General features: G+C 64.6%; 25 protein-coding genes. 18 read left to right on the top strand and 7 right to left on the bottom strand.

From position 1 onward, the window contains the following. Positions 1-2: 2 nt before the first annotated feature. The 5 genes from ACCO56_RS30180 (at position 3) to ACCO56_RS30160 (ending at position 4,886) form a co-directional block, all read left to right on the top strand. Positions 3-1,352, top strand: coding sequence for an FAD-dependent oxidoreductase (locus ACCO56_RS30180; RefSeq protein ID WP_433644653.1), 1,350 nt, complete (start codon positions 3-5; stop codon positions 1,350-1,352). A gap of 250 nt (positions 1,353-1,602) precedes the next feature. Continuing rightward, positions 1,603-2,814, top strand: a complete 1,212-nt coding sequence (locus tag ACCO56_RS30175; protein ID WP_433644652.1) for a CaiB/BaiF CoA transferase family protein — start codon at positions 1,603-1,605, stop codon at positions 2,812-2,814. Next, entirely contained in the window at positions 2,811-3,590 is a 780-nt protein-coding gene (locus tag ACCO56_RS30170) for an enoyl-CoA hydratase-related protein (RefSeq protein ID WP_433644651.1), read from the top strand. The genes ACCO56_RS30175 and ACCO56_RS30170 overlap by 4 nt, the downstream gene beginning before the upstream one ends. Before the next feature lie 6 nt (positions 3,591-3,596). Further along, a complete protein-coding gene (fdxA, locus tag ACCO56_RS30165) occupies positions 3,597-3,938 on the top strand; it encodes a ferredoxin (protein ID WP_433644650.1) in 342 nt (113 codons plus the stop codon). Between the two features lie 27 nt (positions 3,939-3,965). Beyond that, on the top strand, positions 3,966-4,886 hold the full coding sequence (locus ACCO56_RS30160) for a dihydrodipicolinate synthase family protein (RefSeq protein ID WP_433644649.1): 921 nt from the start codon (positions 3,966-3,968) through the stop codon (positions 4,884-4,886). A 207-nt stretch (positions 4,887-5,093) separates the two neighbouring features. On the opposite strand, the gene ACCO56_RS30155 is transcribed toward ACCO56_RS30160, so the two are convergent. Then, positions 5,094-7,145: a M3 family metallopeptidase gene (locus ACCO56_RS30155; protein WP_433644648.1), complete on the bottom strand. Its 2,052-nt coding sequence runs from the start codon at positions 7,143-7,145 to the stop codon at positions 5,094-5,096. A 129-nt stretch (positions 7,146-7,274) separates the two neighbouring features. Here ACCO56_RS30155 and ACCO56_RS30150 point away from each other — a divergent pair, with 129 nt between their 5' ends. Together ACCO56_RS30150 and ACCO56_RS30145 are read left to right on the top strand one after the other, a co-directional pair. Then, positions 7,275-7,751: a MarR family winged helix-turn-helix transcriptional regulator gene (locus ACCO56_RS30150; protein WP_433644647.1), complete on the top strand. Its 477-nt coding sequence runs from the start codon at positions 7,275-7,277 to the stop codon at positions 7,749-7,751. After that, positions 7,748-8,986 (top strand): multidrug effflux MFS transporter, encoded by a 1,239-nt coding sequence (locus ACCO56_RS30145; RefSeq protein ID WP_433644646.1) that lies wholly within the window; start codon positions 7,748-7,750, stop codon positions 8,984-8,986. Before ACCO56_RS30150 ends, ACCO56_RS30145 begins: the two co-directional genes overlap by 4 nt. Positions 8,987-9,010: 24 nt before the next feature. Here ACCO56_RS30145 and ACCO56_RS30140 read toward each other — a convergent pair whose 3' ends face one another. From ACCO56_RS30140 to ACCO56_RS30125, 4 genes are read right to left on the bottom strand one after another with little or no spacing between them, the layout of a single operon-like run. Then, the gene (locus ACCO56_RS30140) at positions 9,011-9,655 is read right to left on the bottom strand and encodes a carbonic anhydrase (protein ID WP_433644645.1); all 645 of its coding nucleotides are present in this window, start codon (positions 9,653-9,655) and stop codon (positions 9,011-9,013) included. Between the two features lie 53 nt (positions 9,656-9,708). Further along, positions 9,709-10,473, bottom strand: a complete 765-nt coding sequence (locus ACCO56_RS30135; protein ID WP_433644644.1) for a DUF429 domain-containing protein — start codon at positions 10,471-10,473, stop codon at positions 9,709-9,711. After that, positions 10,470-11,354, bottom strand: coding sequence for a pyridoxal kinase PdxY (gene pdxY / locus ACCO56_RS30130; protein WP_433644643.1), 885 nt, complete (start codon positions 11,352-11,354; stop codon positions 10,470-10,472). The genes ACCO56_RS30135 and pdxY overlap by 4 nt, the downstream gene beginning before the upstream one ends. 10 nt (positions 11,355-11,364) lie before the next feature. Next, positions 11,365-11,613 (bottom strand): hypothetical protein, encoded by a 249-nt coding sequence (locus ACCO56_RS30125; RefSeq protein ID WP_433644642.1) that lies wholly within the window; start codon positions 11,611-11,613, stop codon positions 11,365-11,367. 213 nt (positions 11,614-11,826) lie between these two features. Between ACCO56_RS30125 and ACCO56_RS30120 the strand changes: the two genes are divergently transcribed. The 5 genes from ACCO56_RS30120 to ppa all read left to right on the top strand — a co-directional run bounded on the left by ACCO56_RS30120 (position 11,827) and on the right by ppa (position 15,261). Further along, positions 11,827-12,456 (top strand): LemA family protein, encoded by a 630-nt coding sequence (locus tag ACCO56_RS30120; RefSeq protein WP_433644641.1) that lies wholly within the window; start codon positions 11,827-11,829, stop codon positions 12,454-12,456. Between the two features lie 44 nt (positions 12,457-12,500). Then, entirely contained in the window at positions 12,501-13,346 is an 846-nt protein-coding gene (locus ACCO56_RS30115; protein WP_433644640.1) for a TPM domain-containing protein, read from the top strand. A 6-nt stretch (positions 13,347-13,352) separates the two neighbouring features. Further along, positions 13,353-13,991, top strand: coding sequence for a TPM domain-containing protein (locus ACCO56_RS30110; RefSeq protein WP_433644639.1), 639 nt, complete (start codon positions 13,353-13,355; stop codon positions 13,989-13,991). A gap of 82 nt (positions 13,992-14,073) precedes the next feature. Further along, entirely contained in the window at positions 14,074-14,580 is a 507-nt protein-coding gene (locus ACCO56_RS30105; RefSeq protein WP_433644638.1) for an N-acetyltransferase family protein, read from the top strand. Between the two features lie 147 nt (positions 14,581-14,727). Then, the gene (ppa, locus tag ACCO56_RS30100) at positions 14,728-15,261 is read left to right on the top strand and encodes an inorganic diphosphatase (protein ID WP_433644637.1); all 534 of its coding nucleotides are present in this window, start codon (positions 14,728-14,730) and stop codon (positions 15,259-15,261) included. 290 nt (positions 15,262-15,551) lie between these two features. Here ppa and phaR read toward each other — a convergent pair whose 3' ends face one another. Next, a complete protein-coding gene (gene phaR / locus ACCO56_RS30095; protein WP_433644636.1) occupies positions 15,552-16,154 on the bottom strand; it encodes a polyhydroxyalkanoate synthesis repressor PhaR in 603 nt (200 codons plus the stop codon). Between the two features lie 293 nt (positions 16,155-16,447). Here phaR and ACCO56_RS30090 point away from each other — a divergent pair, with 293 nt between their 5' ends. Beyond that, a complete protein-coding gene (locus tag ACCO56_RS30090; RefSeq protein WP_433644635.1) occupies positions 16,448-17,632 on the top strand; it encodes an acetyl-CoA C-acetyltransferase in 1,185 nt (394 codons plus the stop codon). A 120-nt stretch (positions 17,633-17,752) separates the two neighbouring features. Next, complete coding sequence (phbB, locus tag ACCO56_RS30085) at positions 17,753-18,475, top strand: acetoacetyl-CoA reductase (RefSeq protein ID WP_433644634.1); 723 nt, start codon at positions 17,753-17,755, stop codon at positions 18,473-18,475. A gap of 79 nt (positions 18,476-18,554) precedes the next feature. On the opposite strand, the gene aqpZ is transcribed toward phbB, so the two are convergent. Then, complete coding sequence (gene aqpZ, locus ACCO56_RS30080; RefSeq protein WP_433644633.1) at positions 18,555-19,244, bottom strand: aquaporin Z; 690 nt, start codon at positions 19,242-19,244, stop codon at positions 18,555-18,557. An 816-nt stretch (positions 19,245-20,060) separates the two neighbouring features. On the opposite strand from aqpZ, the gene ACCO56_RS30075 reads away from it, so the two are divergent. From ACCO56_RS30075 to ACCO56_RS30060, 4 genes are all read left to right on the top strand, one after another. Beyond that, the gene (locus ACCO56_RS30075; protein WP_433644632.1) at positions 20,061-23,285 is read left to right on the top strand and encodes a helicase-related protein; all 3,225 of its coding nucleotides are present in this window, start codon (positions 20,061-20,063) and stop codon (positions 23,283-23,285) included. Then, on the top strand, positions 23,285-23,671 hold the full coding sequence (locus ACCO56_RS30070; protein ID WP_433644631.1) for an RNA-binding S4 domain-containing protein: 387 nt from the start codon (positions 23,285-23,287) through the stop codon (positions 23,669-23,671). The genes ACCO56_RS30075 and ACCO56_RS30070 overlap by 1 nt, the downstream gene beginning before the upstream one ends. Positions 23,672-23,810: 139 nt before the next feature. Further along, positions 23,811-24,149 carry a ferredoxin FdxA gene (gene fdxA / locus ACCO56_RS30065; RefSeq protein ID WP_433644630.1) on the top strand — a complete coding sequence of 113 codons (339 nt, stop codon included), beginning with the start codon at positions 23,811-23,813 and terminating at the stop codon, positions 24,147-24,149. 373 nt (positions 24,150-24,522) lie between these two features. Next, positions 24,523-25,104, top strand: a complete 582-nt coding sequence (locus tag ACCO56_RS30060; RefSeq protein WP_433644629.1) for a CarD family transcriptional regulator — start codon at positions 24,523-24,525, stop codon at positions 25,102-25,104. Positions 25,105-25,197 lie beyond the last annotated feature (93 nt).

Genomic DNA, 25,197 nt, shown 5'->3' with positions numbered 1-25,197 from the left:
GAATGCCTGCTCGAATGATCGATGAACCCGGCGGGAAGCTGCCGGTGGTGGCCGAGGCCGACCTTGTTGTGGTCGGCGGCGGCCCCGCGGGGATAGCCGCGGCTGTCGCCGGCGCCCGCAACGGCCTCTCCGTGACGCTTCTCGAACGCTACCCCTATCTCGGGGGCTTGGCCTCCGGCGGCATGGTGCTCGTCCTGGACGACATGTGCAACGGCAACGAGGTCACGGTGCGGGGCCTCTGCTCAGAGCTGATCGACCGCATGACCGGCATGGGTCTCTGCGTCACGCCGCCCGAGGCGGACTGGGTCTCGGACGAGACCAAGTTCCGGCAATGGGCGCGCTGGGGTGTCTACAACTTCCATTCCCACCAGAAGCCGCAGCCGATCTGCTATGCCTCGGCCTTCGACCCCGACGGTTTCAAGCGCGCCTCGAACGACATGGTCGCCGAAGCCGGCATCAACCTGCGCCTTCATAGCTGGTTCTCCCGCGCCATCGTCGAGGAGGGCGCCGTCAAAGGCGTCGTCTGCGAGACCAAGGCCGGGCGGCAGGCGGTTCTCGGCAAGGTCGTGGTCGATGCGACCGGCGACCTCGACGTCGCCGCGTCGGCCGGTGCGGCCTACAGCCAGGGTTCGTTCATCGTCACCACCGTCTTCCGCCTTGGCGGGGTAGACACGCAGGAGGCGGAGCGCTTCGAATATGAGGAGCCGGAAGCCTTCGCCGCCGCCGACCGGGAGGCAAAGCGCATCATGGGCGGCTCGTGGGAACGCTGGTGGCTGAAAACGCCGCTCGACGGGGTCGTGTGGTGCAACTGCCCGCATATGGCCGGTTTCGACGGTACCTCGGTGGAGGACCTGACGCGCGCCGACGCCAGGGGCCGCGAGCGCATTGCGGCGCTCGTCGGATATGCGCGGGCGAACATGCCGGGCTTCCGGAACGCCTTCGTCATCGATGTCGCGCCGCAGCTCGGGGTACGCACGTCGCGACTGCTCGAAGGCGCCTATGTCATGAGCAAGGAGGATGTGGCGTCGCGCCGGCACTTCGCCGATTCCGTCGCGCGCGGCCGTGATTACTACTATCCCTATCGCTCGCTGCTGCCCCGGAATGTCGGGCAGTTGCTGGTCGCCGGCCGGCACTATTCGTCGACGGCTGCGGCTCAGCGCATCTCACGCGAGATCCCGCCCTGCATGGCGATGGGCGAGGCGGTCGGTGTCGCGGCTGCCGTGGCCCTGGACCAGGGTGTGAGCGTCGATAAGGTCGATATCGCGAAGGTGCAGCGCCTGCTGCGCGAGCAGGGCGCCGATCCCGGAGACCAGCCGGCGTCGAACGCCACTTTCTCGATTGCAGCGGAATGATACCGACGTCCAACAACGTTGGCCGTCGGAGCGCGCGACTGCGCGCCGCGCCAGCAGAGCGCCGCGCGTCCGTTCGGACGCGCAAAGGACGCTCTGCCACTTTGGAGTTGCCGCATCGTGCTTTCCGAACCTTCGGTTCGGGCCGATGCGGTGGCGCGAAAGCCAAGCGGCCGGAATGGGCCGCGCCGGCGACTGAGGCGCCCTGGGTGTGTCAACATCCAGGGCCGGGAATATGAGAGGAGCAGGAAGAATGGAAGCAGCCGGAACGCAGCCGCTCTCGGGCATCAAGGTCATCGATTTCACCCAGGTCATGCTCGGGCCCTGCTGTACGCAGGTGCTGGCCGATTACGGTGCCGACGTCATCAAGATCGAGCGGCCGGGGGCGGGCGACCTGTCGCGCACTTCGATCGCCGACGACCCCGACGGGCATGACAATCCGGTCTTCCGCAGCCTCAATCGCAACAAGCGCTCGATCGCTCTCGACTTGCGCAAGGACGAGGCGAAGGAGGTGATCTACCGGCTGGCCAGGACGGCCGATGTGGTCGTCAACAATTTCCGCGCCGGCGTCATGGAGCGCATGGGATTCGGCCACGAGGCGCTCGCCGCGATCAACCCGCGCATCATATCGGCTTTCGGCTCGGGCTTTGGCCCTTCCGGCCCGCTGTCGCACAAGGGCGGGCAGGATATCCTGGCCCAGGCCCTGTCCGGTGTGATGGCCCGGCGTGCGGACTCCTCGACCCCGATGACCATCTATCCGACGGCGCTTGCCGACTATTCCGCCGGCATGCATCTCGTCCAGGCGATCCTTCTCGCGCTGCTGCAGCGCGAGAAGACCGGCCGGGGTCAGGCCGTCTCCGTGTCGTTGTTCGAGTCGATGCTCGCCATGCAGATGCAGGAAGCGGCGATGTGGCTGCAGCGCCGCAAGGATCTCAACTGGGCTTCCTTCCCGCTCACTGGCGTGTTCCCCACCACAGACGGCGCGGTGGTGCTGGTGGGCGCCTTCAAGGCCAATCCGCTGCGCGACATCTCGGCCGCGCTCGGCCTGCCGGACCTGTCGCTCGAGGAGCGTTTCTCGAGCTTCGCGCGTCAGACGGAGAACAAGGCCGAATTGCAGGCCATGTTCCGCGAGCGCTTCGCCTCGAACACCACCGAACATTGGCTGGCAAAGCTGGAAGAGCAGGACCTGCTTTGCGCCCCGGTGCTGACGCTGCCCGAAGCGCTCGCCCACGGACAGACCGAGGCCAACGGGTCGATCATCGATCCCGCGGGTGACGGAACGGCGCGGCTTCTGGGCTCGCCGCTCACCATGGGTGAGGGTGCCTTCAGGCTGCGCCATGCGCCGCCCGGCCTGGGTGCCGATGGCCGTGCCGTGCTCGAGGAAGCCGGCTATAGGCCCGCCGACATCGACGCGCTCATCGCTTCCGGCATCCTCTCCGGCGAGCGCCGCGGAGCGGCGGCATGAGCATCACCTTCGATGTGAGCGACCATGTCGCTCGGGTCACCATCGACCGCCCGGACCGGATGAATGCGGTCGACCTCGCCACCGAAGCCGAGCTTGTGCGGATCTGGGAGGCGATCGAGCGGGATCGCGATGTCCGCGTCGTCGTGCTGACCGGGGCAGGCGACCGTGCGTTCTGCACGGGGGCGGATATGAAGGGCGGAGGCGACGGCCTGTCCGGCCTCGAATATTGGGCGGCGCCACGCCCCGGCGGTTTCGGCGGTATCGCCCTGCGCGCCACGCTCGACGTGCCGGTCATTGCCCGCGTCAATGGCCATGCGCTGGGGGGCGGCATGGAGATGGTGCTGGGCTGCGACATCGTGGTCGCGTCCGACAAAGCGAGCTTCGGACTGCCCGAGCCGCGGGTCGGGCGGCTTGCGCTGGACGGCGGCATTGCGCTTCTCACCCGCCGCATCCCGCATGTCCAGGCGATGGGTCTGCTGCTCACCGGGCGGCGGATCCCGGCCTCGGAGGCGCATGCACTCGGTCTCGTCAATGAGGTCGTCGCGCATGAGGAACTCGATGCCGCCATCGATCGGTGGATCGCGGACATTCTCGCCTGCGCGCCGCTCTCCACACGGGCGATCAAGGCGATGGTGCGGGCCGGAGAAGGCATGACGGCCGGCCAGGCCCAGATGCTGCGGCTGCCGCAACTCGTCGAAGCCCTGCAGTCGACCGACCAGGACGAAGGCGTGGCGGCATTTCGCGAGAAACGCCGGCCGCAATGGAAGGGCAGATAGCCGGCCATGGTCTATGTCATCGCATCGACCTGCATAGACGTGAAGGACGGCGCCTGCCAGGATGTCTGTCCGGTCGAGTGCATCTACGAAGGCGGCCGCATGATGTACATCCATCCGGTGGAGTGCATCAGCTGCGGCCTGTGTCTTTCGATATGTCCGGTCGATGCGATCTGGTCCGAAGACGAGCTGCCGCCGCATGAGGAGCATTTCCGAAGGATCAATGCCGAATTCTTCGGCTCCGGCGTCACCGGCTGGGGCGAGCCGGGCGGTGCGTCGGCCACCTACCGGACCGAGCTCGACCACGCCGAGGTGGCTGCCGTCGCGCCGCAGGAAAAGGTGCACGGATAATCTCGATAGCCTTACGGAGCCTTGGACATGAATACTCTGAGGGGCGTCATCGCCGCCGCCGCGACCCCGCTGACCGATGACCACGCCATCGATTTCGACCGGCTCGTCGGTCATTGCCGCTACTTGCTGGGCGAAGGCGGTTGCGACGGCATCAACCTGCTCGGAACCACGGGGGAGGCAACATCCTTTTCGCTGGACCAGCGCCTTGCCGCCATGCAGGCCGTCGCCGCGTCGGGTTTGCCGCTGTCGCGTTTCATGGTCGGCACGGGAGCGGCGGCTTTCGACGATGCCTGCCGGCTGACGGCGGAGGCCAAGGCGCTCGGTTTTGCCGGCGCGCTCCTCCTGCCGCCCTTCTATTACAAGGGCATCGATTCCGACGCCGTCGTGGCCTATGTGACGGCGGTGACCGAGCGGGTCGGGCCCGACGGCCTCTCGCTATATCTCTACCACTTCCCCGCCAATTCGGGGGTGCCCTACGCGCCGGACGCGGTCGCGTGGCTGCGCGACCATTTCCCCGAGACGCTGAAAGGCCTGAAGGACAGCACGGGCGACCTCGACTATTCCGGCGGCCTGGCAAAGCTACTGCCAGGGTTTGACGTCTTCCCCAGTGCGGAAGCGGCGATCGGCAAGGCCGCCGAACTCGGCCTGGCTGGCTGCATTTCGGCGACGGCCAATGTCACGGGACCCTTCGCGCAGGCCGCCTTCACCGGCAGGACGCAGGCGGAGAGAGAGGCGGCTCTCGCCGAGGCCGTGCGCATAAGGGCGGAAATCGCCAGGTTCCCGCTGGTGGCGGCGGTCAAGGAGACGCTTGCCCTGCTTTCCGGCGAAGCCACCTGGCGGCGCATGATGCCGCCGCTTTCGCCGCTTGCCGGCAACGAGCGCGAGTCGCTTGCGAAAGCGCTCAGGGCAACGGCGCTGTTCGAACGGCGCGCAGCGCCGGTGGTGTGATCCGACCACCCCTCATCCGACCTCGCTTCGCGAGGCCACCGTCTCCCACAAGGGGAGAAGGGGGAGTTTTGCATTAGCGCTCCTGCCAACCGCAAACGCTTTGGCGATTGGCATAGGCGTTGCCGCCGGTCTCCCTTCTCCCCTTGTGGGAGAAGGTGGCCCGAAGGGCCGGATGAGGGGTCATCGCGAGGCCGGATGGGTATGCCCCTAGTCCAATCCCCGCTTGCGCATCATGGCTTCGGGTGTCGGCATCTTGCCGCGGAAGGCGAGATAAAGCTCTTCCGGGTCGCGCGAACCGCCGGCTGCGTAAATGTGCTTCTTGAGCTTGGTGGCGAGATCCGCATTGAACGGATCGCCCGTCTCCTCGAAGGCGGCGAAGGCGTCGGCGTCGAGCACTTCCGACCACATGTAGGAATAGTAGCCGGCGGAATAACCGTCGCCGGCGAAGACATGGGTGAAATGCGGCGTGCGGTGGCGCATGGCGATCGTGTCCGGCATGCCGAGCTTTTCCAGCGTCTCGGCTTCGAAGCGCAGCGGGTCGGCCGGGGCGTCGGTCCGGGCATGATAGGCCATGTCGACAAGGGCGGACGAGGCGAATTCGACGGTGGCGAAGCCGGCATCGTAATTGCGCGCGGCAAGCATCTTGTCGATGAGCAGCTTCGGCATGGGTTTGCCGGTCTTCTCATGCAGAGCGTGCTTTTCGAGCACCGCTGGAACGGTCAACCAATGCTCGTAAAGCTGAGATGGCAGTTCGACGAAGTCGCGGCTGACCGAGGTTCCGGAGACCGACGGCCATGTCACCTCGCTCAGCATCCCATGCAGGGCATGGCCGAATTCATGGAACAGCGTCTTGGCCTCGTCCATGGAGAGCAAAGCGGGTTTGCCTGCCGGCGGCTTGGCGAAGTTCATCACATTGTAGATGACGGGCTTCGCGCCCTTGCCGAGACGGTAGCCGGATTCCAGCGCGCTCATCCATGCGCCGGAGCGCTTTGACGGGCGATTGAAATAGTCGGCCAGGAAGGTGCCCAGCGTCGAGCCGTCGGCATGCTTCACCGCGAAGACGCGCACGTCCGGATGCCAGGCGGCGATACCCTTCCTCTCCTCGAAATGGATGCCGAAGAGCCGGGTGGCCACGTCGAAGCAGGCCTCGATGATCTTCTCGAGCTGGAGATAGGGCTTCAGCTCTGCCTCGTCGAAGGCGTATTTCTCAGCGCGCAGCTTCTCCTGGTAGTAGCGCCAGTCCCAGGCCGCGAAAGGCTCGTTGCCGCCGGCGGCTGCGGCCAGCCGCTCCAATTCGACCTGGTCCGCGGCCGCCTTCTCCCGAGCCTTGTCCCAGACGGGGTCGAGCAGGCCGAATACGGCCTCCGGCGTCTTGGCCATGGTGTCGTCCAGCTTCAGCGCGGCATAGCTGCCATAGCCGAGCAGCCTGGCCTTCTCGGCGCGCAAGGCAAGCGTGCGCTTCACGACGTCGCCATTGTCGGTGGCGCCGCTGTTTTCGCCGCGCATTGTGAATGCCTTGAACGCCTTCTCGCGCAGGTCGCGGCGTTCGGAAAAGGTCGTGAAGGGCTCATAGATGGAGCGCGACAGTGTGACGGCATATTTGCCCTTCTGCCCCCGAGACTCCGCGGCTTCCGCCATGGCGCTCCTGAGGAAGTCCGGCAGGCCGGCAAGGTCGCTTTCGTCGAGGAACAGCGCCCAGTCCCTTTCGTCGGCGAGCACGTTCTGGCCGAAACGCGCGCCGAGGCCGGCGAGCTCCTCATTGATTGCTGCCAGCCGCTCCTTGCCGGCCTGGTCGAGCCTTGCGCCGGAACGAAGGAAACCTTTCCAGGTCTGCTCGAGGACGCGCAGGGTTTCGGCGTCGAGCTTCAGTGCGGCGCGGCCCTGGTAAAGCGCATCGATGCGGGAAAACAGCGCCGCGTTCATCGAAATGCCGGAATAGTGGCGCGCCATTTTCGGCGCGATCTCGCGCTCCAGGGCCTGGATCGTGTCGTTGGTGTGAGCGCCGGCCAGGCACCAGAAGATCGCGGAGACATGGTCGAGGGGCTCGCCGGCGAGTTCGAGAGCGGCCAGCGTGTTCTCGATGGTGGCGGGCTCCCCGCCGGCTGCGATCGCATCGATCTCGGCCTGATGCGCGGCTATCGCGGCATCGAACACCGGCCCGAACTGATCGTCCCGGATTGCCGCGAAGTCGGGCATGCGGAGCGGGCCCTTCCAACAGGTCAAGGGATGGCTGGTCAGGTCGATCGGGGTCGATGTCATTGGGATTTCCGAAAACTGGGCGGCGGGAACTTCATGCAACCATGTAGGCCGCGGGAGGGGCACGTGCAATCGCTTGACGGAGCAGGCAGCCGTCAGTAAGCCACACTTATTATAAGGAAGGCTTAGTTTATGCCGCAACGCCCCGATCCCGACAGCTTTGGTTTCCTGATCGCCGACGTCACGCGTCTTACCCGCGCCGAGATGGACCGCCGCACCGAAGAGGCCGGGCTTGGCCTCACGCCGGGTGAAGGCAGAACACTTTCCCATGCGGCGCGTGCCGGCGCGGTCCGCCAGAACGTGCTCGCCGAACGCATGGCGGTCGAGGCGATGACGCTGAGCTCCGCCCTCGACCGGCTGGAGTCGCGCGGATTGATCGAACGCCGTCAGGATCCCGACGACCGCCGGGCCAAGCTCGTCCATCTCACGCCCGAGGGCGAGTCGGTCCTGGCGAAAATACAGCCCATCGCAGCGGGGCTTCGCGCCGACGCGTCGAAAGGCATCACGCCGGCCGACTGGCAGCGTTTCCTCGACACGCTCAAGCAGGTCCGCGCCAATCTGACGGAAGTTCGCTGCAAAGCTGTCCGCCGGGAAAGCGCTGCCGTATGAACATGCAGCTTCCCCTTCCGCCGCCGCTGGTCATGAGCGAGCGGCGCGTCAGCCTGATCGGCGCGATGCTGATCGCCATCGGGCCGATCTCGATGGCGCTGTTCACGCCGGCCATGCCCGAACTCGTAAAGGCGTTCGGCACGACCGAAGCGGCGGTCAAGATGACGCTGTCGCTGTATTTCGCCGGCTTCGCCTTCACCCAGCTCATTTGCGGCCCATTGTCCGACGGCTTCGGCCGCAAGCCGGTGACCTTCGCCTTTCTCTCGATCTATCTCGCGGCGTCGCTGCTGGCTCTCGTCGCGCCCAGCATCGAGTTCCTGATCGCGGCGCGGTTTTTCCAGGGGGTCGGCGCGGCGGTGGGGCTCGCCATCTCGCGCGCGCTGGTTCGCGATCTCTTCACCCATGAGACCTCCGCCCGTATCATGAACCTGATGGGGCTTATCCTCGGCATCGGACCCGCCGCGGCGCCGACCATCGGCGGCATCACCATGGAGATCGCCGGCTGGCACGCGATCTTCATGATCATGTTCGCGGCGGCGGTGGCCATCATGGTCATCGTGCATTTCTTCATGGTCGAGACGGTCGAGCGCGATCTGTCGCGCATCAAGCCCCAGGCATTGATGCGATCCTACGGCACGCTGCTGACCACGCCCTATTTCGTCCTTTGCAGCCTCGTGCTCGCGGGCACGGTCGGGGCGCTCTACACCCAGGCAACGGTGCTGCCCTTCATCCTGATGGAGCGGGTCGGCTTGACGCCGACGGAGTTCGGCATGGGCATGCTGATGCAGTCCGGCATGTTCTTCATCGGTGCTCTCGTAGCGCGTTGGCTGATGCCCTATGTCCGCTCGGCCAACCTCGTGCCGGTCGGCCTCGGCTGCATTGCGATCGGCTCCGCGGCACTCGCGGTGAGCCTGCGTCTCTACGAACCGACCTTCTTGAGCGTCATGGGACCGGTCGGCTTCTATGCTTTCGGCATCGCCTTCGTCATGCCGGCGATGCTGACTGCCGCGCTGGCCCCCTTCCCGCATATCGCGGGGGCTGCTTCGTCGATGAGCGGCTTCTTTCAGATGGGCGGCGGGCTACTGGGCGGCATGGTCTGCGCCTTGATGGCCGAGCCGGTCAGCGCCATGGCGACAGTCATCCCGGCGCTGGGCGTCATGGCGATAATATCGTGGCTCGCCTGGCGGATGCTGCCCGAACCGACGGTCCGCCCGCCCCATGGAGGGCACGGATAGCAACGGTTCTGTTCAATGGTTGGATCAGTCGAGCTCCGGCCGGTGGAAATCGCCGGTTGCGGGATCCATCACCCACAATTCGCCGGTCGAGATATCGAACCAGGCGCCACTCAGCGTAAGGCGGCCTTTGGCTTCGAGGATCTTCACACAAGGGAAGGTCCTGAGATTGGCGATGGAGTAGCGGATGGAGATGCGTTCCAGTGCCGTCTGGCGCTCGGTGGTCGTCATCAGCCTGTTGCCGGCAACGGCGTCGGCGGCGGGGGCGACGAGGCTCATCCATTTGCCGATGAAGTCGCCCGGCGACAACGGTTCGGAAGAAGGGTCGAGGGCCGCCTTTATGCCCCCGCAGCGGCCATGGCCCATCACCACGATGTTGCTGACCTTGAGGCTTTGGACGGCAAATTCGAGCGCTGCCGAGGTGGAGTGGAATTCGCCGTCGGGTTCGTAGGGCGGCACGAGATTCGCGACGTTTCGCAGCACGAACAGCTCACCGGGACCGGCATCGAAGATTGTCTCAGGCGCAGAGCGGGAATCGCAACAGGCGATGACCATCGTTTGAGGCGCCTGTCCTTCGCGGGCAAGCGATCGATAACGGTCGCTCTCCGATGCATAGCGGCCGTTTATGAAGTTGCGGTAGCCCGCGATGAGCCGTTCGGGGAGATACGTCATGGCGCCTAACTACAACATTGGTGACGGATTCAAAATCGTTTTTGCATCGGAGCTCAGGTCCAGATGGCGACGGGGTTGCCGAAGCCGTCCACGCCTGGCGGATGGGGAAAGCTGACGGCCTCGTCCCGCGCGAAACGTTCCGCCACCAGCATCACGGCGGCCGCGTCGAGGAAGTCGTCCTCTCCGGCGCCGCGGGGCGCCGGCCGGTCGAGGAAGGCGCGATCATGGCCGCAGCGGGCGAGGAGCGCCTTGCGTTCCTCCATGCCGGCGGGGTTGACCCGGCCTTTGATTTTCTTCGGCAAGGCCATCGCGCTTCCGCCGTTCAGCCGCCAGAAGGCGGCTTCCGGATGGGATTCGACGATACGTTTGCGCAGCTCGGGCCGTGCGATCAGCAGGCGGTCGAGCTCGCGGATTTTGGAGAAGATACCGAATGCCTGGATGGAAACCCCGCGTGGCGGATCGGAGGTCTCTCGCGCCACCCGGCTCGCCTCGCGGTGAGCTTCGTACCAGCGCTCGATCGTCGTGACATTTTCTTCGGCTGCGTAGACGGCCTTGCGGGAAGGAATGGAGAAGACGCTCGATTGTCGTTCACCGAGGAAGCGGCGTACCAGTCGTTCCGGGCCGCGCCCGCCATGATGCGTGAAGTCGGGCAGGCCGATCGGCATGTCGACGGCGACAACTGCGTCAGCGGGTAAGGTCGCGACAAGGGCGGAGACACTGTCGAAGATGCAGGCTTCGGCCGGGCCGCCAGCCTTCCCGATCACGGCGATCCAGCCGGCTTTGCAGCCGTCGACGCCGGCGGCGGTGCGCGCCGTCAAGCGCGTCTGTCCCTTCCGGGATGGGTGAGGTGGCGCAGATGGACCATCGCCATGGGATGCGAGAGGCTCTGCGCATCGGTTTCGAGGGTCAGCTCGTCGGCGCCCCGCTTGGCCGTCCGCGCCAGAATCTCGAATACCGACGCCGTCGTCGACTGCAGCGCCTTGCCCGCGGGCACGCCCGACAGGAGGCGGGCCAGGAACACCGCGCCCGTCAGGTCCCCGAGCCCGTTGGGCGGACGCTCGATCGAGCGGTGTTCGGCAAGCAGCGCGTCATTTGCGGTCAGGAGGAGATTACCGGTTCCGCCCGAGATCAGGGCAGGCGCCGAGGTGACGAGCATCATGCGCGGACCGGCATGCAGTGCCGCCGCGATGGTCGAGCGCAGATCCGGTAATTCCGCCCCGGCCAGCCATTGGAGTTCGTAGCGGTTCGGCGTGGCGACATCGGCGAGCGGTATCAGCCTGTCGCGAATAGCCGTGGCGGTGGTTTCCGGCACATAGAGCCCGCCGACATCGCCCATGACGGGGTCGCAGACATATAGTGCCTCGGAGTTCCTCGCCTTGACCGCTCGCACCAGCGAGGCCACCGCTTCGGCCTGACCTGCGTCTCCGAGATACCCGGACAGCACCGCGGCGACCTCGCCGAGCCAGGGGGCGTTCTCGAGGTCCTTCAGAAGCGCGGCGAACTCGTCGGGCGGGGGAACGATGCGGGTTGCGCGGCCATGGCCGGGGTGCCAGGGCAGGATCACCGTCGGCACGGCCCAAACGGGAAAACCCAGCGTTTCCAGCGCGAAGACGGCGGCGCGATTGCCGACCGAACCGCGCGCCACATGGCTGGAGATGACGATGACGGCCCGCGGCGCGTCGGTTTCCTGCTCGCCCATGTCCGTTGCTTTATCCGCGCAAGAGATAGAGGACCAGCCATACAAACAGGCCGATCGTTATGACAAGGCCGAGCATGCGACCGATGCGGGTGCCCCACACCTCGATTGCATCTTTGGAGTCGGCGTCCCGGGCGGCCAGATGCTCACCGGTCCGCCGCACCGTCCCGCTGAGAAAGGTCGCAGCGTCGCTGCCCGCCTCGCGCGCTACGCGATCCAGGATATTTTTCGATTCCGTCTGTCTTTCCGCGTCGTCCGCCATCCCGGACAAGCTTACCGCTTTCGTCTTGGCTGTCACAGGGGCGGGATGGTCGAATTCGCCCAGGGCGCGTCTTTCCGTGGGTGTTCCGCACCACAATCCGAGCCGGAAAGCGCTAGTGCCTTGGTTTAGCGCGGGATTTTCGCGCAACCTGGTTTTCTTTCAGGGCCGATGCTCTATCCTTGACGAAGACGATCCTGTCATGAGGGGATTCCGATGTTCGCTCGATCCGTTTCGCGGCCGACACGTTTGCTGTCGCTGCTCCTCCTGCTCGTCCTGCCTTTCCTGTCGGGTTGCGGCTATAACACCATTCCGACCGCCGACGAAAAAGCCAAGGCCGCCTGGAGCGACGTCCTGAACCAATACCAGCGGCGGGCCGACCTGATCCCCAACCTGGTCGAGACCGTTAAAGGCTATGCCTCGCATGAAAGGGATACGTTGGAGGCCGTCGTCCAGGCGCGTGCCAAGGCCACGCAGGTGACGGTCACGCCCGAGACGCTTTCTGATCCCGACGCGTTCAAGCAGTTCCAGGAGAATCAGGCGGGTTTGACCGGCGCGCTCTCTCGCCTGCTCGCGGTCGCGGAGAACTATCCCGACCTCAAGGCAAACCAGAATTTCCTCGCCCTGCAGGCGCAGCTCGAAGGCACGGAGAACCGTATCGCAGTCGCTCGCCGCGACTATATCGAGGCCGTGCGTCAATATAACACCACCCTGCGCACCTTCCCGTCCATCCTGTGGGCGACGTTCTGGTTCCGCGACGCCAAGCCCTACCAGAACTTCACCGTCGCCGAGGACAAGATCGAGGCGCCGAAGATCGATTTCGGCGCCGGTAAGCAAGGCGGGTAGCCTTTAGCGATCGTTCCGGTCCGATCATGCGGCGTAGAATCCCGATGGCGATCCGTGCAGGCGGCCGAGGCGTATTGGCAGCGGCCCTTTTCGTCGTCCTTTTGCCATTGCTGGCCTTTGCCGCCGAATTGCCCGCGCTCACCGGCCGCATCGTCGACAACGCCGGTATGCTGGATGGCCCTGCCGAGGCGGCGCTGACCCGCAAGCTCGAGGATTTCGAGAAAAAATCCTCCGATCAGATCGTCGTGGCCACCGTTCCCGATCTCGACGGCGATGACATCGAATCCTACGCCAACAGGCTGTTCCGCGCCTGGAGGCTGGGCCAGGCGGGCGAGGACAATGGCGTCCTGCTGCTCGTAGCTCGAGACGACCGCAAGATGCGCATCGAGGTCGGCTACGGGCTGGAGGGGTCGCTGACGGACCTCCATTCCAAGCTGATCATCGAGAATACGATGGTGCCCGCCTTTCGCGCCGGCGACTATTCGGGCGGCGTCTCGAAGGCGGTCGACGACATCATCATGGTGCTCGAAGGCGACGGCGCCGAGCTCGAGGCGCGCGCCAGGCGAAACGAGCAGACGGCGCTGGACGAGGCCGAGCTTGCCGAGCTCATCTTTTTCGCCATCTGGGCCGCGATCTTCGTCGGCGGCTTCGCTATGGCGATCCTCCCGCCGATCTTCGGCAGGAAGATCGGGCCGGGCCGCTACCGCTGGCTCGGCATGGACTTCGGTTACGGCTATGGCCGCCGCCGGTCGTCGAATGGGGGCTATTGGGGGGGTGGGGGCGGCGGCGGCTGGTCATCGGGTTCGGGCGGCGGCTGGTCGTCGGGCGGCGGAGGATTCTCGGGTGGAGGCGGGTCGTCCGGTGGCGGCGGTGCGTCGGGAAGCTGGTAGGGCGGCATGACAGGAAACGTGATGACGCGGCAGGAACATTCCCGCATCGCCGAGGCGATCAGGGCTGCGGAGGAGCGCACTGCTGGCGAGATCTACTGCGTCGTGGCGCGTTCGAGCGACAGCTATCTGTTCCCGGCCGCCTTCTTCGTGACCGCTGCCATGCTGCTGATCAGCCTGGCCGTCGCCTGGGCGCTGCATCACTGGTGGTTCGATCCGAGACCGACGACCGTGGTGCTCGCCCAGCTCGCGGCGGTCGCCTGCGGGCTCGCCTTGCTCTGGTTCCTTCCCGCAATGCGCATCTGGTTCGTGCCGAGGCGGCTCCGCTACCGTCACGCACATGCCAATGCCGTCAAGCAGTTCCTGGCGCGCAACGTCCACATTACCGAGGCCCGCACGGGTGTGCTGCTCTTCGTCTCGCTGGCAGAGCGTTACGCGGAGGTGGTCGCCGACGCCGGGATCGACCGGCGCGTCGATCAGTCCGCCTGGGACGGTGTCGTCAGCACACTGGTCGAACATGCCGCAGGCGATCGCCTGGCGGACGGCTTCGTCGCGGCTGTCGGATCGGTGGGCGCACTGCTCGAACAGCATTTCCCCGCCGGTGAATTGGATGTGAACGAGCTTGACGATCACGTCGTGGAGATTTGATCCGCGGCACCTTCCAGATGGCAGGATGTTCTCTTTCCATCGCTTGCGCAGCGCCCGACGAAGCGTTTATGGTTAACAGACCATGACGACGCTTTCGATCGACATACGCAAGGCCGAGCCGCGTGACGCTGCCGCCATCGCCGACGTGCATCACGAGGCCTGGCGCGGTGCCTATGCGGGAATCATTCCGCATAAGGCGCTCAACGTAATGATCAGCCGGCGGGGCCGCGACTGGTGGGCGAACGCCATTCGCCGCGCCGCGTCGGTGCTCGTCATCGAGATCGGCGGCGTGGTGGCGGGTTACGCTACAATGGGACGCAACCGCGCGCGCGAACTCAGGCAGCAAGGCGAGATCTACGAGCTTTACCTGCGGCCGGAATATCAGGGCATCGGGCTGGGCAGCCGGCTTTTCGCCGCGGCCCGGCAGCGCCTTGCCGACCATGGGCTACATGGGCTCGTGGTCTGGGCGCTGGAGGAGAACGTCAACGCGCTGCAATTCTATGCAGGCGCGGGCGGGCGCGACGTTGCCGAAGGCGTCGAGGTCTTCGACCAGAAGGCGCTGCGCAAGGTCGCCTTCGTCTGGGACTGAGGCCCAGAACGCCGCGACGCCAAGTGATTACACGCGGCTGCAAAATGCTCTTGCGCATTTTCCGGGTAACATGGCGAAGCACATTCGTGCATTGCACTGAGACGCCGCGGGCGCTATCGGTCTCGCCCGAAAATAGGGGTACCAGCAATGCGCATCGATGCGATCAAGACCGGCAAGAACCCGCCGGAAGACATCAACGTCATCATCGAGGTTCCGGTCGGCGGGGAGCCGATCAAGTATGAAATGGACAAGGAAGCCGGGACGCTGATCGTCGACCGCTTTCTCTACACACCCATGCGCTACCCCGGCAATTACGGCTTCGTGCCGCACACGCTGTCGGGGGACGGAGATCCGATCGACGTGCTCGTCTGCAATACCCGCGCGCTGATGCCGGGCTGCGTCATCAACGTGCGGCCGATCGGCGTTCTCATCATGGAGGACAATGCGGGCGAGGACGAGAAGGTCATCGCAGTGCCGTCGCCGAACCTGACGCGGCGCTACGAGAACGTCTTCGAATATACGCAACTCCCGGAGATCACCCGCGAGCAGGTGCAGCACTTCTTCGAGCACTACAAGGATCTCGAGCCGGGAAAGTGGGTCAAGATCGGCGGCTGGCACGACGCGGCCTATGCCAAGAAGATGATCGTGGAAGCAATCGAACGGGCAGGGAAGGCGAAGTAGAGCAGCTTCGGCCTCGCGCCAAGCGCACCACTCATCCGACCTCTCTTTGCGAGGCCGCCTTCTCCAACAAGGGGAGAAGGCAAGGCCGGCCGCAACGCCGGTGCCAATCGCCAGCGTGTGCGACTGGCAGGAGCGCTTCTGTCAAGCTCCCCCTTCTGGGAGAAGGGGGCCTCGCGAAGCGAGGCCGGATGAGGGGTATGCCGCCCGCGGCGGCCCTGCGCTTACGCTTCGGGCGTTCGTCGTTCGAAAAGCCAAATCGTTGGCTTTTCGTCGCCTTCGGCGACCACTCCTCACCCCAGCGAATCGATCTTGCGCTGCATCGCGGCGATCTGTTCCTTGAGTTCCTGGAGTTCGCTCGACGTCTCGGACGTATCCTTCTTCGCCGTCTCGGCCTGCGCGCCGTTCGATCCGCCCGACTGCGGGAAGGGGGTGAACATGCGCATGGCATTCTGGAACATCTCGATGTTGCGGCGGGTTTGCTCCTCGATCGCCTTCATCGGCGTCATTTTCATCACGTCGATCGGGCTCTTGCCGAAGGCGGTCTTCATCTGCTCGCGCAGCCGCTCCTGCTCCTTGGCGAAGGCGATCATCGACTGCTCGAGAAAGCTCGGCACGATCATCTGCATCTGGTCGCCGTAGAAGGCGATGAGCTGGCGCAGGAACGGAATGGGCAGCATGTTCTGCCCGTCCTTGTTCTCCAGTTCGAAGATGATCTGGGTGAGCACGGGATGGGTGATGTCCTCGCCCGTCTTGGCATCCTGCACGGTGAAGTCTTCGCCCTTCTTCACCATCTCGGCGAGGTCCTCGAGCGTCACATACGTGCTCGTGCCCGTATTGTAGAGACGGCGGTTGGCGTATTTCTTGATGACCACCGGTTCGTCTTTAGCGGGCATTCTCATCCTCCCGGCGTTTGGCACGACACGCGGCCGCGCGTCGTGCCGTTGATTGTTTTTCGGAGGATATGCGCAAAAGGCGCGGCGTTCCAAGCGCTTTGTGCGGTGCGGAACAGCAATGCCGCAGCGCGGCCCGGAAAAATGCTGCGCAGCATGACTGCAGCATGGGTGCAGCATAGACCGTGCTGCCCCGCCAGCCGGTCATTTCCGGTTTGACTCGGGGTCCGGAAAGGGCAAGAAAGTTCGGGAAACATCGCAGAAATGTCCCGATTTCCCGATTCCTGGAGATGAGCATGTCCGCTTCCAACGCCATCGTCGTGGCCAGCGCCGCCCGCACCCCCGTCGGCTCCTTCAACGGTTCCTTCGCCAACACGCCTGCCCATGAACTCGGCGCCGTGGTCGTCAAGGAGGTGCTGTCTCGCGCCGGCGTCGACGCCGGAGAAGTCGATGAAGTGATTCTCGGCCAGGTGCTGACTGCCGGCCAGGGCCAGAACCCCGCGCGCCAGGCCTCCATCGGCGCCGGTCTGCCCAAGGAGACCACGGCCTGGGGGCTCAATCAGGTCTGCGGGTCAGGCCTCCGCGCCATAGCGATCGGCATGCAGCAGATCGCGACCGGCGATGCCAGGATCATCGTCGCCGGTGGACAGGAATCGATGTCGCTTTCACCTCACTGCCAGCATCTGCGCGCCGGCGCAAAGATGGGCGACGTGAAGCTCATCGACACGATGATCAAGGACGGCCTTTGGGACGCCTTCAACGGCTACCACATGGGCAATACCGCCGAGAATGTCGCCCGTCAGTTCCAGATCACACGCGAGGACCAGGATGCCTTCGCGCTGGCCTCGCAGAACAAGGCCGAAGCTGCCCAGAAGGCTGGCAGGTTCAAGGACGAGATCGTTGCCGTGACCGTGAAGGGACGCAAGGGTGACACCGTCGTCGACCAGGATGAATATATCCGCCATGGCGCCACTCTCGACGCCATGCAGAAGCTGCGGCCTGCCTTCGACAAGGACGGCACCGTTACGGCCGGCAACGCTTCGGGCCTGAATGACGGCGCGGCCGGCGTGGTGCTGATGAGCGAGGCGGAAGCGTCGCGTCGCGGTGTCGCCCCGCTTGCCCGCATCGTTTCCTGGGCGACGGCCGGCGTCGATCCGCAGATCATGGGCACCGGGCCGATCCCCGCCTCCAAGAAGGCCCTGGAGAAGGCCGGCTGGTCGGTCGGTGACCTCGATCTCGTCGAGGCCAACGAAGCTTTTGCCGCCCAGGCCTGCGCAGTCAACAAAGGGCTCGGCTGGGATCCGTCCATCGTCAACGTCAATGGCGGCGCCATCGCGATCGGCCATCCGATCGGCGCATCGGGGGCTCGCGTCTTCAACACGCTCGTCTTCGAGATGCGTCGCCGCGGCGCCCGGAAGGGGCTCGCGACACTCTGCATCGGAGGCGGCATGGGCGTCGCCATGTGCGTGGAGGCGCTCTGAGTGGCGAAAAGGGGTGGATGGTAAAATGGTTGTAATACTTGGATGGCAGACGCCCTCTAAAGATTATTTGCCATTTCACCATTCACCGTCCACTATTTCGCCATCACGGGAGGAGCGTCCATGTCAAGAACGGCAATCGTCACCGGTGGATCTCGCGGTATAGGCGCGGCTATCTCCGTCGCGCTGAAGGAGGCTGGCTACAGGGTCGCGGCGAACTACGCCGGCAATGACGAGGCGGCGCAGACGTTCAGGGACCAGACGGGCATCCCCGTCTACAAATGGTCGGTAGCCGATTACGACGCCTGCGTGGACGGCATCCGCAAGGTCGAGGACGAACTCGGTTCCGTCGGCATTCTGGTCAACAATGCCGGCATCACCCGCGATACGCCCTTCCATAAGATGACGCGCGAGCAGTGGACAGAGGTGATCAACACCAATCTCAACGGCGTCTTCAACATGACTCACCCGCTGTGGAACGGCATGCGCGAGCGCAAGTTCGGGCGGGTGATCACCATCTCGTCGATCAACGGCCAGAAAGGCCAGTTCGGGCAGGTCAACTACTCTGCCTCCAAGGCAGGGGACCTAGGCTTCACCAAGTCACTCGCCCAGGAAGGCGCCCGAGCCGGCATCACCGTCAACGCGATCTGCCCGGGCTACATCGCCACCGACATGGTGATGGCGGTGCCGGAAAAGGTGCGCGAGGCGATCGTCGCGCAGATCCCGGTCGGCCGGCTCGGCGAAGCGGCCGAGATCGCGCGTTGCGTGGTCTTCCTGGCCTCGGACGAAGCAGGCTTCATTACCGGCTCCACCCTCACGGCCAATGGAGGGCAATACCTGGCCTGAGACGCCACCCATTTGGATTGTATGGAAACGGCGCTCGAAGGCTCCGTTTCCATACAGGGGGCGAGCATGCCGAAATGGATCAATCGTCGCCTAGCGCCGCCTTGTGCACGATGCCGGCGAGCGCGCCGCCGACGATGGGCGCCAGCCAGAACAGCCAGAGCTGCTGGATAGCCCAGCCGCCGACGAAAAGTGCTTGGCCAGTCGAACGTGCGGGGTTGACCGACGTGTTCGTCACCGGGATCGATATCAGGTGGATCAGCGTCAGCGCCAAGCCTATGGCGATCGGCGCGAAGCCGGCCGGCACGCGCCCCGTCGTGGCGCCGAGGATAACCATCAGGAACATGAAAGTGAGCACCACCTCGATGACCAACGCGGCGGTCAGTGAATAGCCGCCCGGAGAATGCTCGCCGAAACCGTTCGCGGCGAAGCCGCCGATGCCGGCGAAGTCCGACTTGCCGGAAGCGACGAGGTAGAGCACCGCGGCCGCGACAACGGCGCCGACCACCTGGACGATGATGTAGGGGATGAGATTCCTGGCGGGAAACCGGCCGGCCACGGCGAGACCGATCGAAACGGCCGGATTGAAATGACCGCCGGAAATGCCTCCGAAGGCATAGGCGCCTGTGAGAACTGTGAGACCGAAGGCCAGCGCCACGCCGAGCAACCCGATGCCGAGTTCGGGAAAGGCGGCGGCCAGCACAGCGCTGCCGCAGCCCCCGAAGACAAGCCAGAACGTGCCGATGAATTCCGCGATCAGCTTCTTGGACATTGGCAATTCCCTCCTTGCACCGATGTCTTGATCAGGTCGGCAGAGAACAGCGCTGCCTACGACCTAAGGCAATATCGTCGAGCGTGTTTCAACCGAAAGTCACAGAGTTTTTCGCGCATGTCCCAAAACAGGTCAAAATGATTAACGAGCGATCAGCCTTTTTGGGGAGGTCCATCCGTCGAGGGGTATCTTGCATGGCCGCCGGAGCTTGCAGACACAACATCTAGCGGTGAACAAAAGCGGAAGAAGCGCTTATCGGTGATTCGTCGCTGATTCGTTCCGGCTTTGGCCCGAATCTTAACGAAGCAGCCGGCAGTCTTTGCCGGAAAGTTAATCCCGGGTTCAGAAAGATGAAGGATTTCATAATCTTGGGAAAGGCCGGACGGTTGTCTGCGATCCGGACGCGCCAGATTGTTAACCATTGCGCCGGATTTGGTGGATACACGCAGGACGCGATTCAGCATCTGGTTAGAATCGGGATGATGGAAACTATATCTAGGGGTGAACAAAAGCTGAATCATCGCGAGTCAGCGATTCGTCGCCGATTCGTTCCAGACTCGTTCCAATGCTTAACTCGACAAGATTTTGCCTGTTGCAGGCGCCGCAAGTTCCTATATGTGTCCGACGAGGGGCGGGTTGCGGCGAAGACCGGAAATGGGCTTCCCGCGTGGGGCTGATGGCCTCGCTTCGGCAGGGAGCAGGGAATGCAAGTGCACGGAATCCGAAGCCTCGCCGAAGAGACGATGAGAGCCGGACACCGCTGAAGGCGGGCCGGAGCGGGAAGCCGCGTGACAGCCGAAAGGCCTGAACCCTTTAATGAACATCCAGCCGAAACAGAATGAACCGCTCGTGCTCTCCGGCCGGGACGTCACTGCAGTGCTCGGTCCAACCAATACGGGCAAGACGCACCTCGCCATCGAGCGGATGGTGGCGCATGAAAGCGGGCTGATCGGCCTGCCGCTCAGGCTGCTCGCGCGCGAAGTTTATGGCCGTGTCTGCGAGAAGGTCGGTGCAAACAAAGTCGCGCTGATCACCGGCGAGGAGAAGATCGTGCCCGCCGGCGCGAAATACTCGGTCTGCACGGTGGAAGCCATGCCGCGCGAGACCGATGCGGCCTTTGTCGCGATTGACGAGGTGCAGTTAGCCGGCGATCTCGAGCGCGGCCACATCTTCACCGACCGTATCCTGCATCTGCGCGGCCGCCAGGAGACGTTGCTGCTGGGGGCAGCCACCATGCGCGGCATCCTGGAACGCCTGCTCAAGGGGGTTTCGGTGGTGACGCGCCCGCGGCTTTCGCATCTCGCCTATGCCGGCTCAAAGAAGCTTACGCGTCTGCCGCGCCGCTCGGCCATCGTCGCCTTCTCGGCCGACGAGGTCTATGCCATCGCCGAACTGATCCGCCGCCAGCGCGGCGGCGCGGCCGTCGTGCTCGGGGCTCTTTCGCCGCGCACCCGTAACGCGCAGGTGGCGCTCTACCAGAGCGGCGACGTCGACTATCTCGTCGCCACCGACGCCATCGGCATGGGTCTCAATCTCGACGTCGACCATGTCGCATTCGCGCAGAACCGGAAATTCGACGGCTATCAGTATCGCGATCTGACCGCCGCCGAGCTCGGCCAGATCGCCGGCCGTGCCGGCCGCCACCTTCGCGACGGCACCTTCGGTGTCACCGGTCAGGTCGATCCGTTCCCGGACGAACTGGTCGAGAAGATCGAAAGCCATGATTTCGATCCGGTGAAGGTGCTGCAATGGCGCACAGCGGTATTCGATTTCTCGAGCGTGGACGCGCTGAAACGCTCGATCGACGCCGTCTCGCCGGTAGAAGGACTGACGCGGGCGCTGCCGGCCGTCGACCAGCAGGCGCTCGAGCAGCTCTCGCGCGATCCCGAGATCCGCGGCCTCGCCCACGGTCACAAGAGAGTGGCTTTGCTATGGGAAGCCTGCGCGCTGCCCGACTATCGCAAGATAGCGCCCGCACAGCATGCCGATCTCATCGGCTCGATCTATCTCGATCTCGCCCGCGACGGTCATGTCGACGAGAACTACATGGCCGAGCAGGTGCGGCGGTCTGATTCCACCGAGGGTGACATCGACACCTTGTCCCATCGCATCGCACAGATAAGGACATGGACGTTCGTCTCCAACCGGCCGGGATGGCTTGCCGATCCGGCACACTGGCAAGAAAAAACGCGCGAGATCGAGGACAGACTGTCGGATGCTCTTCATGACCGGTTGACGAAACGCTTCGTAGACCGCAGGACATCCGTGCTGATGAGGCGCCTGAGAGAGAATACGATGTTGGAAGCAGAGATCAGCCCTGCCGGGACGGTGACCGTCGAAGGTCATCACGTTGGCGAGTTGCAGGGATTCCGCTTCACCGCCGACCAAAGCGCCGGCGGAGAGGATGCCAAGGCGGTGCGCGCCGCCGCCCAGAAGGCGCTCGCCGCCGAATTCGAAGCGCGCGCGGACAAGTTCGCGATCTCGCCCAACGGCGATATCGCGCTGGCTTCCGACGGCATATTGCGCTGGATCGGTGCGCCCATCGCGACGCTTGTGGCGGGAGAGGATCCGCTGCGCCCGCGCGTCATCCTGCTTGCCGACGAGCAGCTCACCGGCCCGGCGCGCGACAAGGTCGCAGCCCGCGCCGAACGTTTCGTCAACTATCAGATCGAGAGCCTGCTGAAGCCGCTGGTCGACCTGAAGGGGGCGGAGCAACTGACCGGCATAGGCAAGGGCATCGCCTTCCGGCTGGTCGAGGAGTACGGCCTCATCAACCGGCGCGAAATCGCCGAGGACGTGAAATCGCTCGATCAGGAGGGCAGGGCGGCACTGCGCAAGCTCGGCGTGCGCTTCGGCGCCTATCATGTTTTCGTCCCGGCGCTGCTGAAACCCGGCCCGGCGAGCCTCGTCACGCTGCTGTGGGCACTGATCCATGACGGCAAGGACAAGCCCGGCTTCGGCGACATCGTGCATGCGCTGGCCGCAGGCCGCACGTCGGTCGTGGTCAATCAGAGTTTCGATCGTGCCTTCTACAAGCTGGCGGGATTCCGCATTCTCGGCCGCCGCGCCGTGCGCGTCGACATATTGGAGCGCTTGGCCGACCTGATCCGCCCGGCGCTCGGCTGGCGGGCCGGGACCGGAGCGCGGCCGGACGGAGCATGGGACGGCAGTGCCTTCCTGGTCACGCCTGCCATGATGTCGATCCTCGGCGCGACGGCCGACGACATGGAGGAGATCCTGAGGGGCCTCGGCTATCGTGGCGAGCCGAAGCCGGCCGCGGAAGTGAAGGCCCGGCTGGCCGAGCTCGACGCGGCGGCGAACGCGGCCGCGCAGGCCAAGGAGGAAGCCGTTGCTACGGCCCCGGACCTGCAGCAGGCCGGCGGCGTTGCCGAGGAGGCGACGAGCGTCGAGGACACGCAGGCCGGCGAGGAGCCTGCCGTCGGCGGTGGCTCGAGTGGCGAGGTTGGCACGGAAGCGGTTGAGGCATCGGCCGACGAAGGCCGCGAGCACGCTTCGAGCGAGGAAGCCGGGGCGGTTCCCCAGGAGGCCGACATAGCCCAGCCCGTTATGGCGGAAGACCAGCCGCAGGAGACGCAGGTCATTGCCGAGACGGTCGCCACGGAGTCGGTTTCCAAGCCGGACGGCATCGTTCAGGACAGCGCGCCTGAGGCGGAGGCCGAAGCGCCCAAGCCCATAATGCTCTGGCGTCAGGCCCGTTTCGAGCATCGCCAGCGTCACAGGCAGGGTCCGCGCGCTGGGGAAGGCCAGCGTACCGCCGGCCAGCGTCACGGCCGGCCGGCGCCCAACAAGGGCAAGGCCGGGGAAGGACGCACCGCGGGCAAGGAGCGTTTCGAGAAGAAATTCGGCGGCAAGCCGTCAGGCCGGATGGACGGCGAGCGCCCGGACCGTCGTGACCGCGATCAGCGCAAGGGCGACAATCAGCGCTTCCAACGGCCGCCGCGTGAAGAGCGCGCGCCACGCTTCGATCCGGATTCGCCATTCGCCAAGCTTGCGGCGTTGCGCGACCAGTTGAAGAAGTAATGGAAGCCGCCGCGCGACAACGGCTCGACAAGTGGCTGTTCTTCGCGCGGGTTGTGAAATCGAGATCGCTCGCCGCCAAGCTGGTCCAGGCGGGACGTGTCCGCGTCAATCGCGACAAGGCCGACCAGGCGTCGCATATGGTCAAGCCGGGCGACGTGCTCACGGTGACGCTCGACCGTCGCATTCTGGTGCTCAAGGTGCTCGGCGGCGGGGCTCGCCGCGGTCCTGCCGAGGAAGCGCGCACGCTTTACGAAGATCTGACACCTCCGGCCGCGCCGCGCGACAAGGCTTTGCCCGACGCCCTGCCGCCATACCGGGAGGCGGGCTCGGGCCGGCCGACCAAAAAGGAGCGCCGCGAAACCGACCGGCTGCGTGATGAAGAGTAGTCGATTGCGGGAACTCGACGTCGGCGCAAATCGTTTTCCCTATCGCCGCGGCTGCGCGTAATGGCCGCCCTTGTCACGACCGGTCAAAGGAGCTACCTCACGACATCAATCGAAGTCGGGAACTCCCGGAGCAGGCGCAATGACTTACGTCGTCACCGACAACTGCATCAGATGCAAGTACATGGATTGTATCGAGGTCTGTCCGGTCGACTGCTTCTATGAAGGCGACAACATGCTCGTCATCCATCCCGACGAATGCATCGACTGCGGGGTGTGCGAACCGGAATGCCCGGCCGATGCCATCAAGCCGGACACCGAGCCCGGCCTCGACAACTGGCTGAAAATCAACGCCCAATATTCGGAAGCTTGGCCGAACATTACCGCCAAGAAGGAACCGCCGGCCGACGCCAAGGAATATGATGGCATCGAAGGCAAGTTCGAGAAATACTTTTCGCCGGAGCCGGGCGAAGGGGATTGATCGAGGCTTGAAAACAGCCTGGCGCGAGCCAATTTCTCTTGACTTGTCGAACGGTTCCGCAATTTGCATTGCGGCCGATTCTTTGCATGTGCAGCAATTTGTTGATTCTGTCGACTTTTTGTGCTATGCGTAAAAAAACATGCCGGTGACACAACGTCGATTGATGGCGCAGACGCCTCTAAATCATTGAAAGGCGATATCCACACTCCGGACCAGAGCGATCTGGGCCTGGCGGGTTCGTTTTGCGACTTGCCCCATGGCTCCGCCTAGCCGGAATGTGGCGCCTGTTTGTGCGGCATAGGGCCACCATGTCGGCGGCCGTGTCTGGTTTGGACGGCGATCCCGCCGGTCCGCAACAGGAGTGCAGGGCGTAATGGCAACCCCCCAGAAGAAGACAGCGGCGACGCGTCACGGTTTCAAGACCGGCGAGTATATCGTCTATCCGGCACATGGTGTCGGCCAGATCGTGTCGATCGATGAACAAGAAGTGGCGGGTCACAAGCTGGAACTCTTCGTCATCGATTTCCAGAAGGACAAGATGAGGCTCAAGGTGCCGGTCGCGAAAGCGACATCGATCGGCATGCGCAAGCTTTCCGAGACCGACTATGTCGACCGCGCGCTGAAAGTGGTCCAGGGTCGCGCTCGCGTGAAGCGCACCATGTGGTCGCGGCGTGCCCAGGAATATGATGCAAAGATCAATTCCGGCGACCTGATCTCGATTTCGGAGGTGGTTCGCGATCTCTATCGCGCCGAGAACCAGCCCGAGCAGTCCTATTCCGAGCGGCAGCTCTACGAGGCCGCGCTCGACCGCATGGCCCGCGAGATCGCGGCCGTCAACAAGATGTCCGAGACCGAGGCGGTGCGCCTCATCGAAGCCAATCTCGCGAAGGGCCCCAAGCGCGGTGCCAAGGCCGACAACGAGGAAGTCGAGGCCGAGCAGGAAGAGGCGGCGTAAGCCGACGTCTTCAAAGAATCGAAAAACCCGGCCTCGCGCCGGGTTTTTTTGTCGATACCTGCCTTCGGTGGCACGGCAGGGTCCGTTCCGGGC

Source organism: Mesorhizobium sp. 1B3, from assembly GCF_050958605.1.
In the GTDB taxonomy this organism is placed as follows: Bacteria; Pseudomonadota; Alphaproteobacteria; order Rhizobiales; family Rhizobiaceae.
This window is presented reverse-complemented; position numbering and strand designations above follow the sequence as displayed.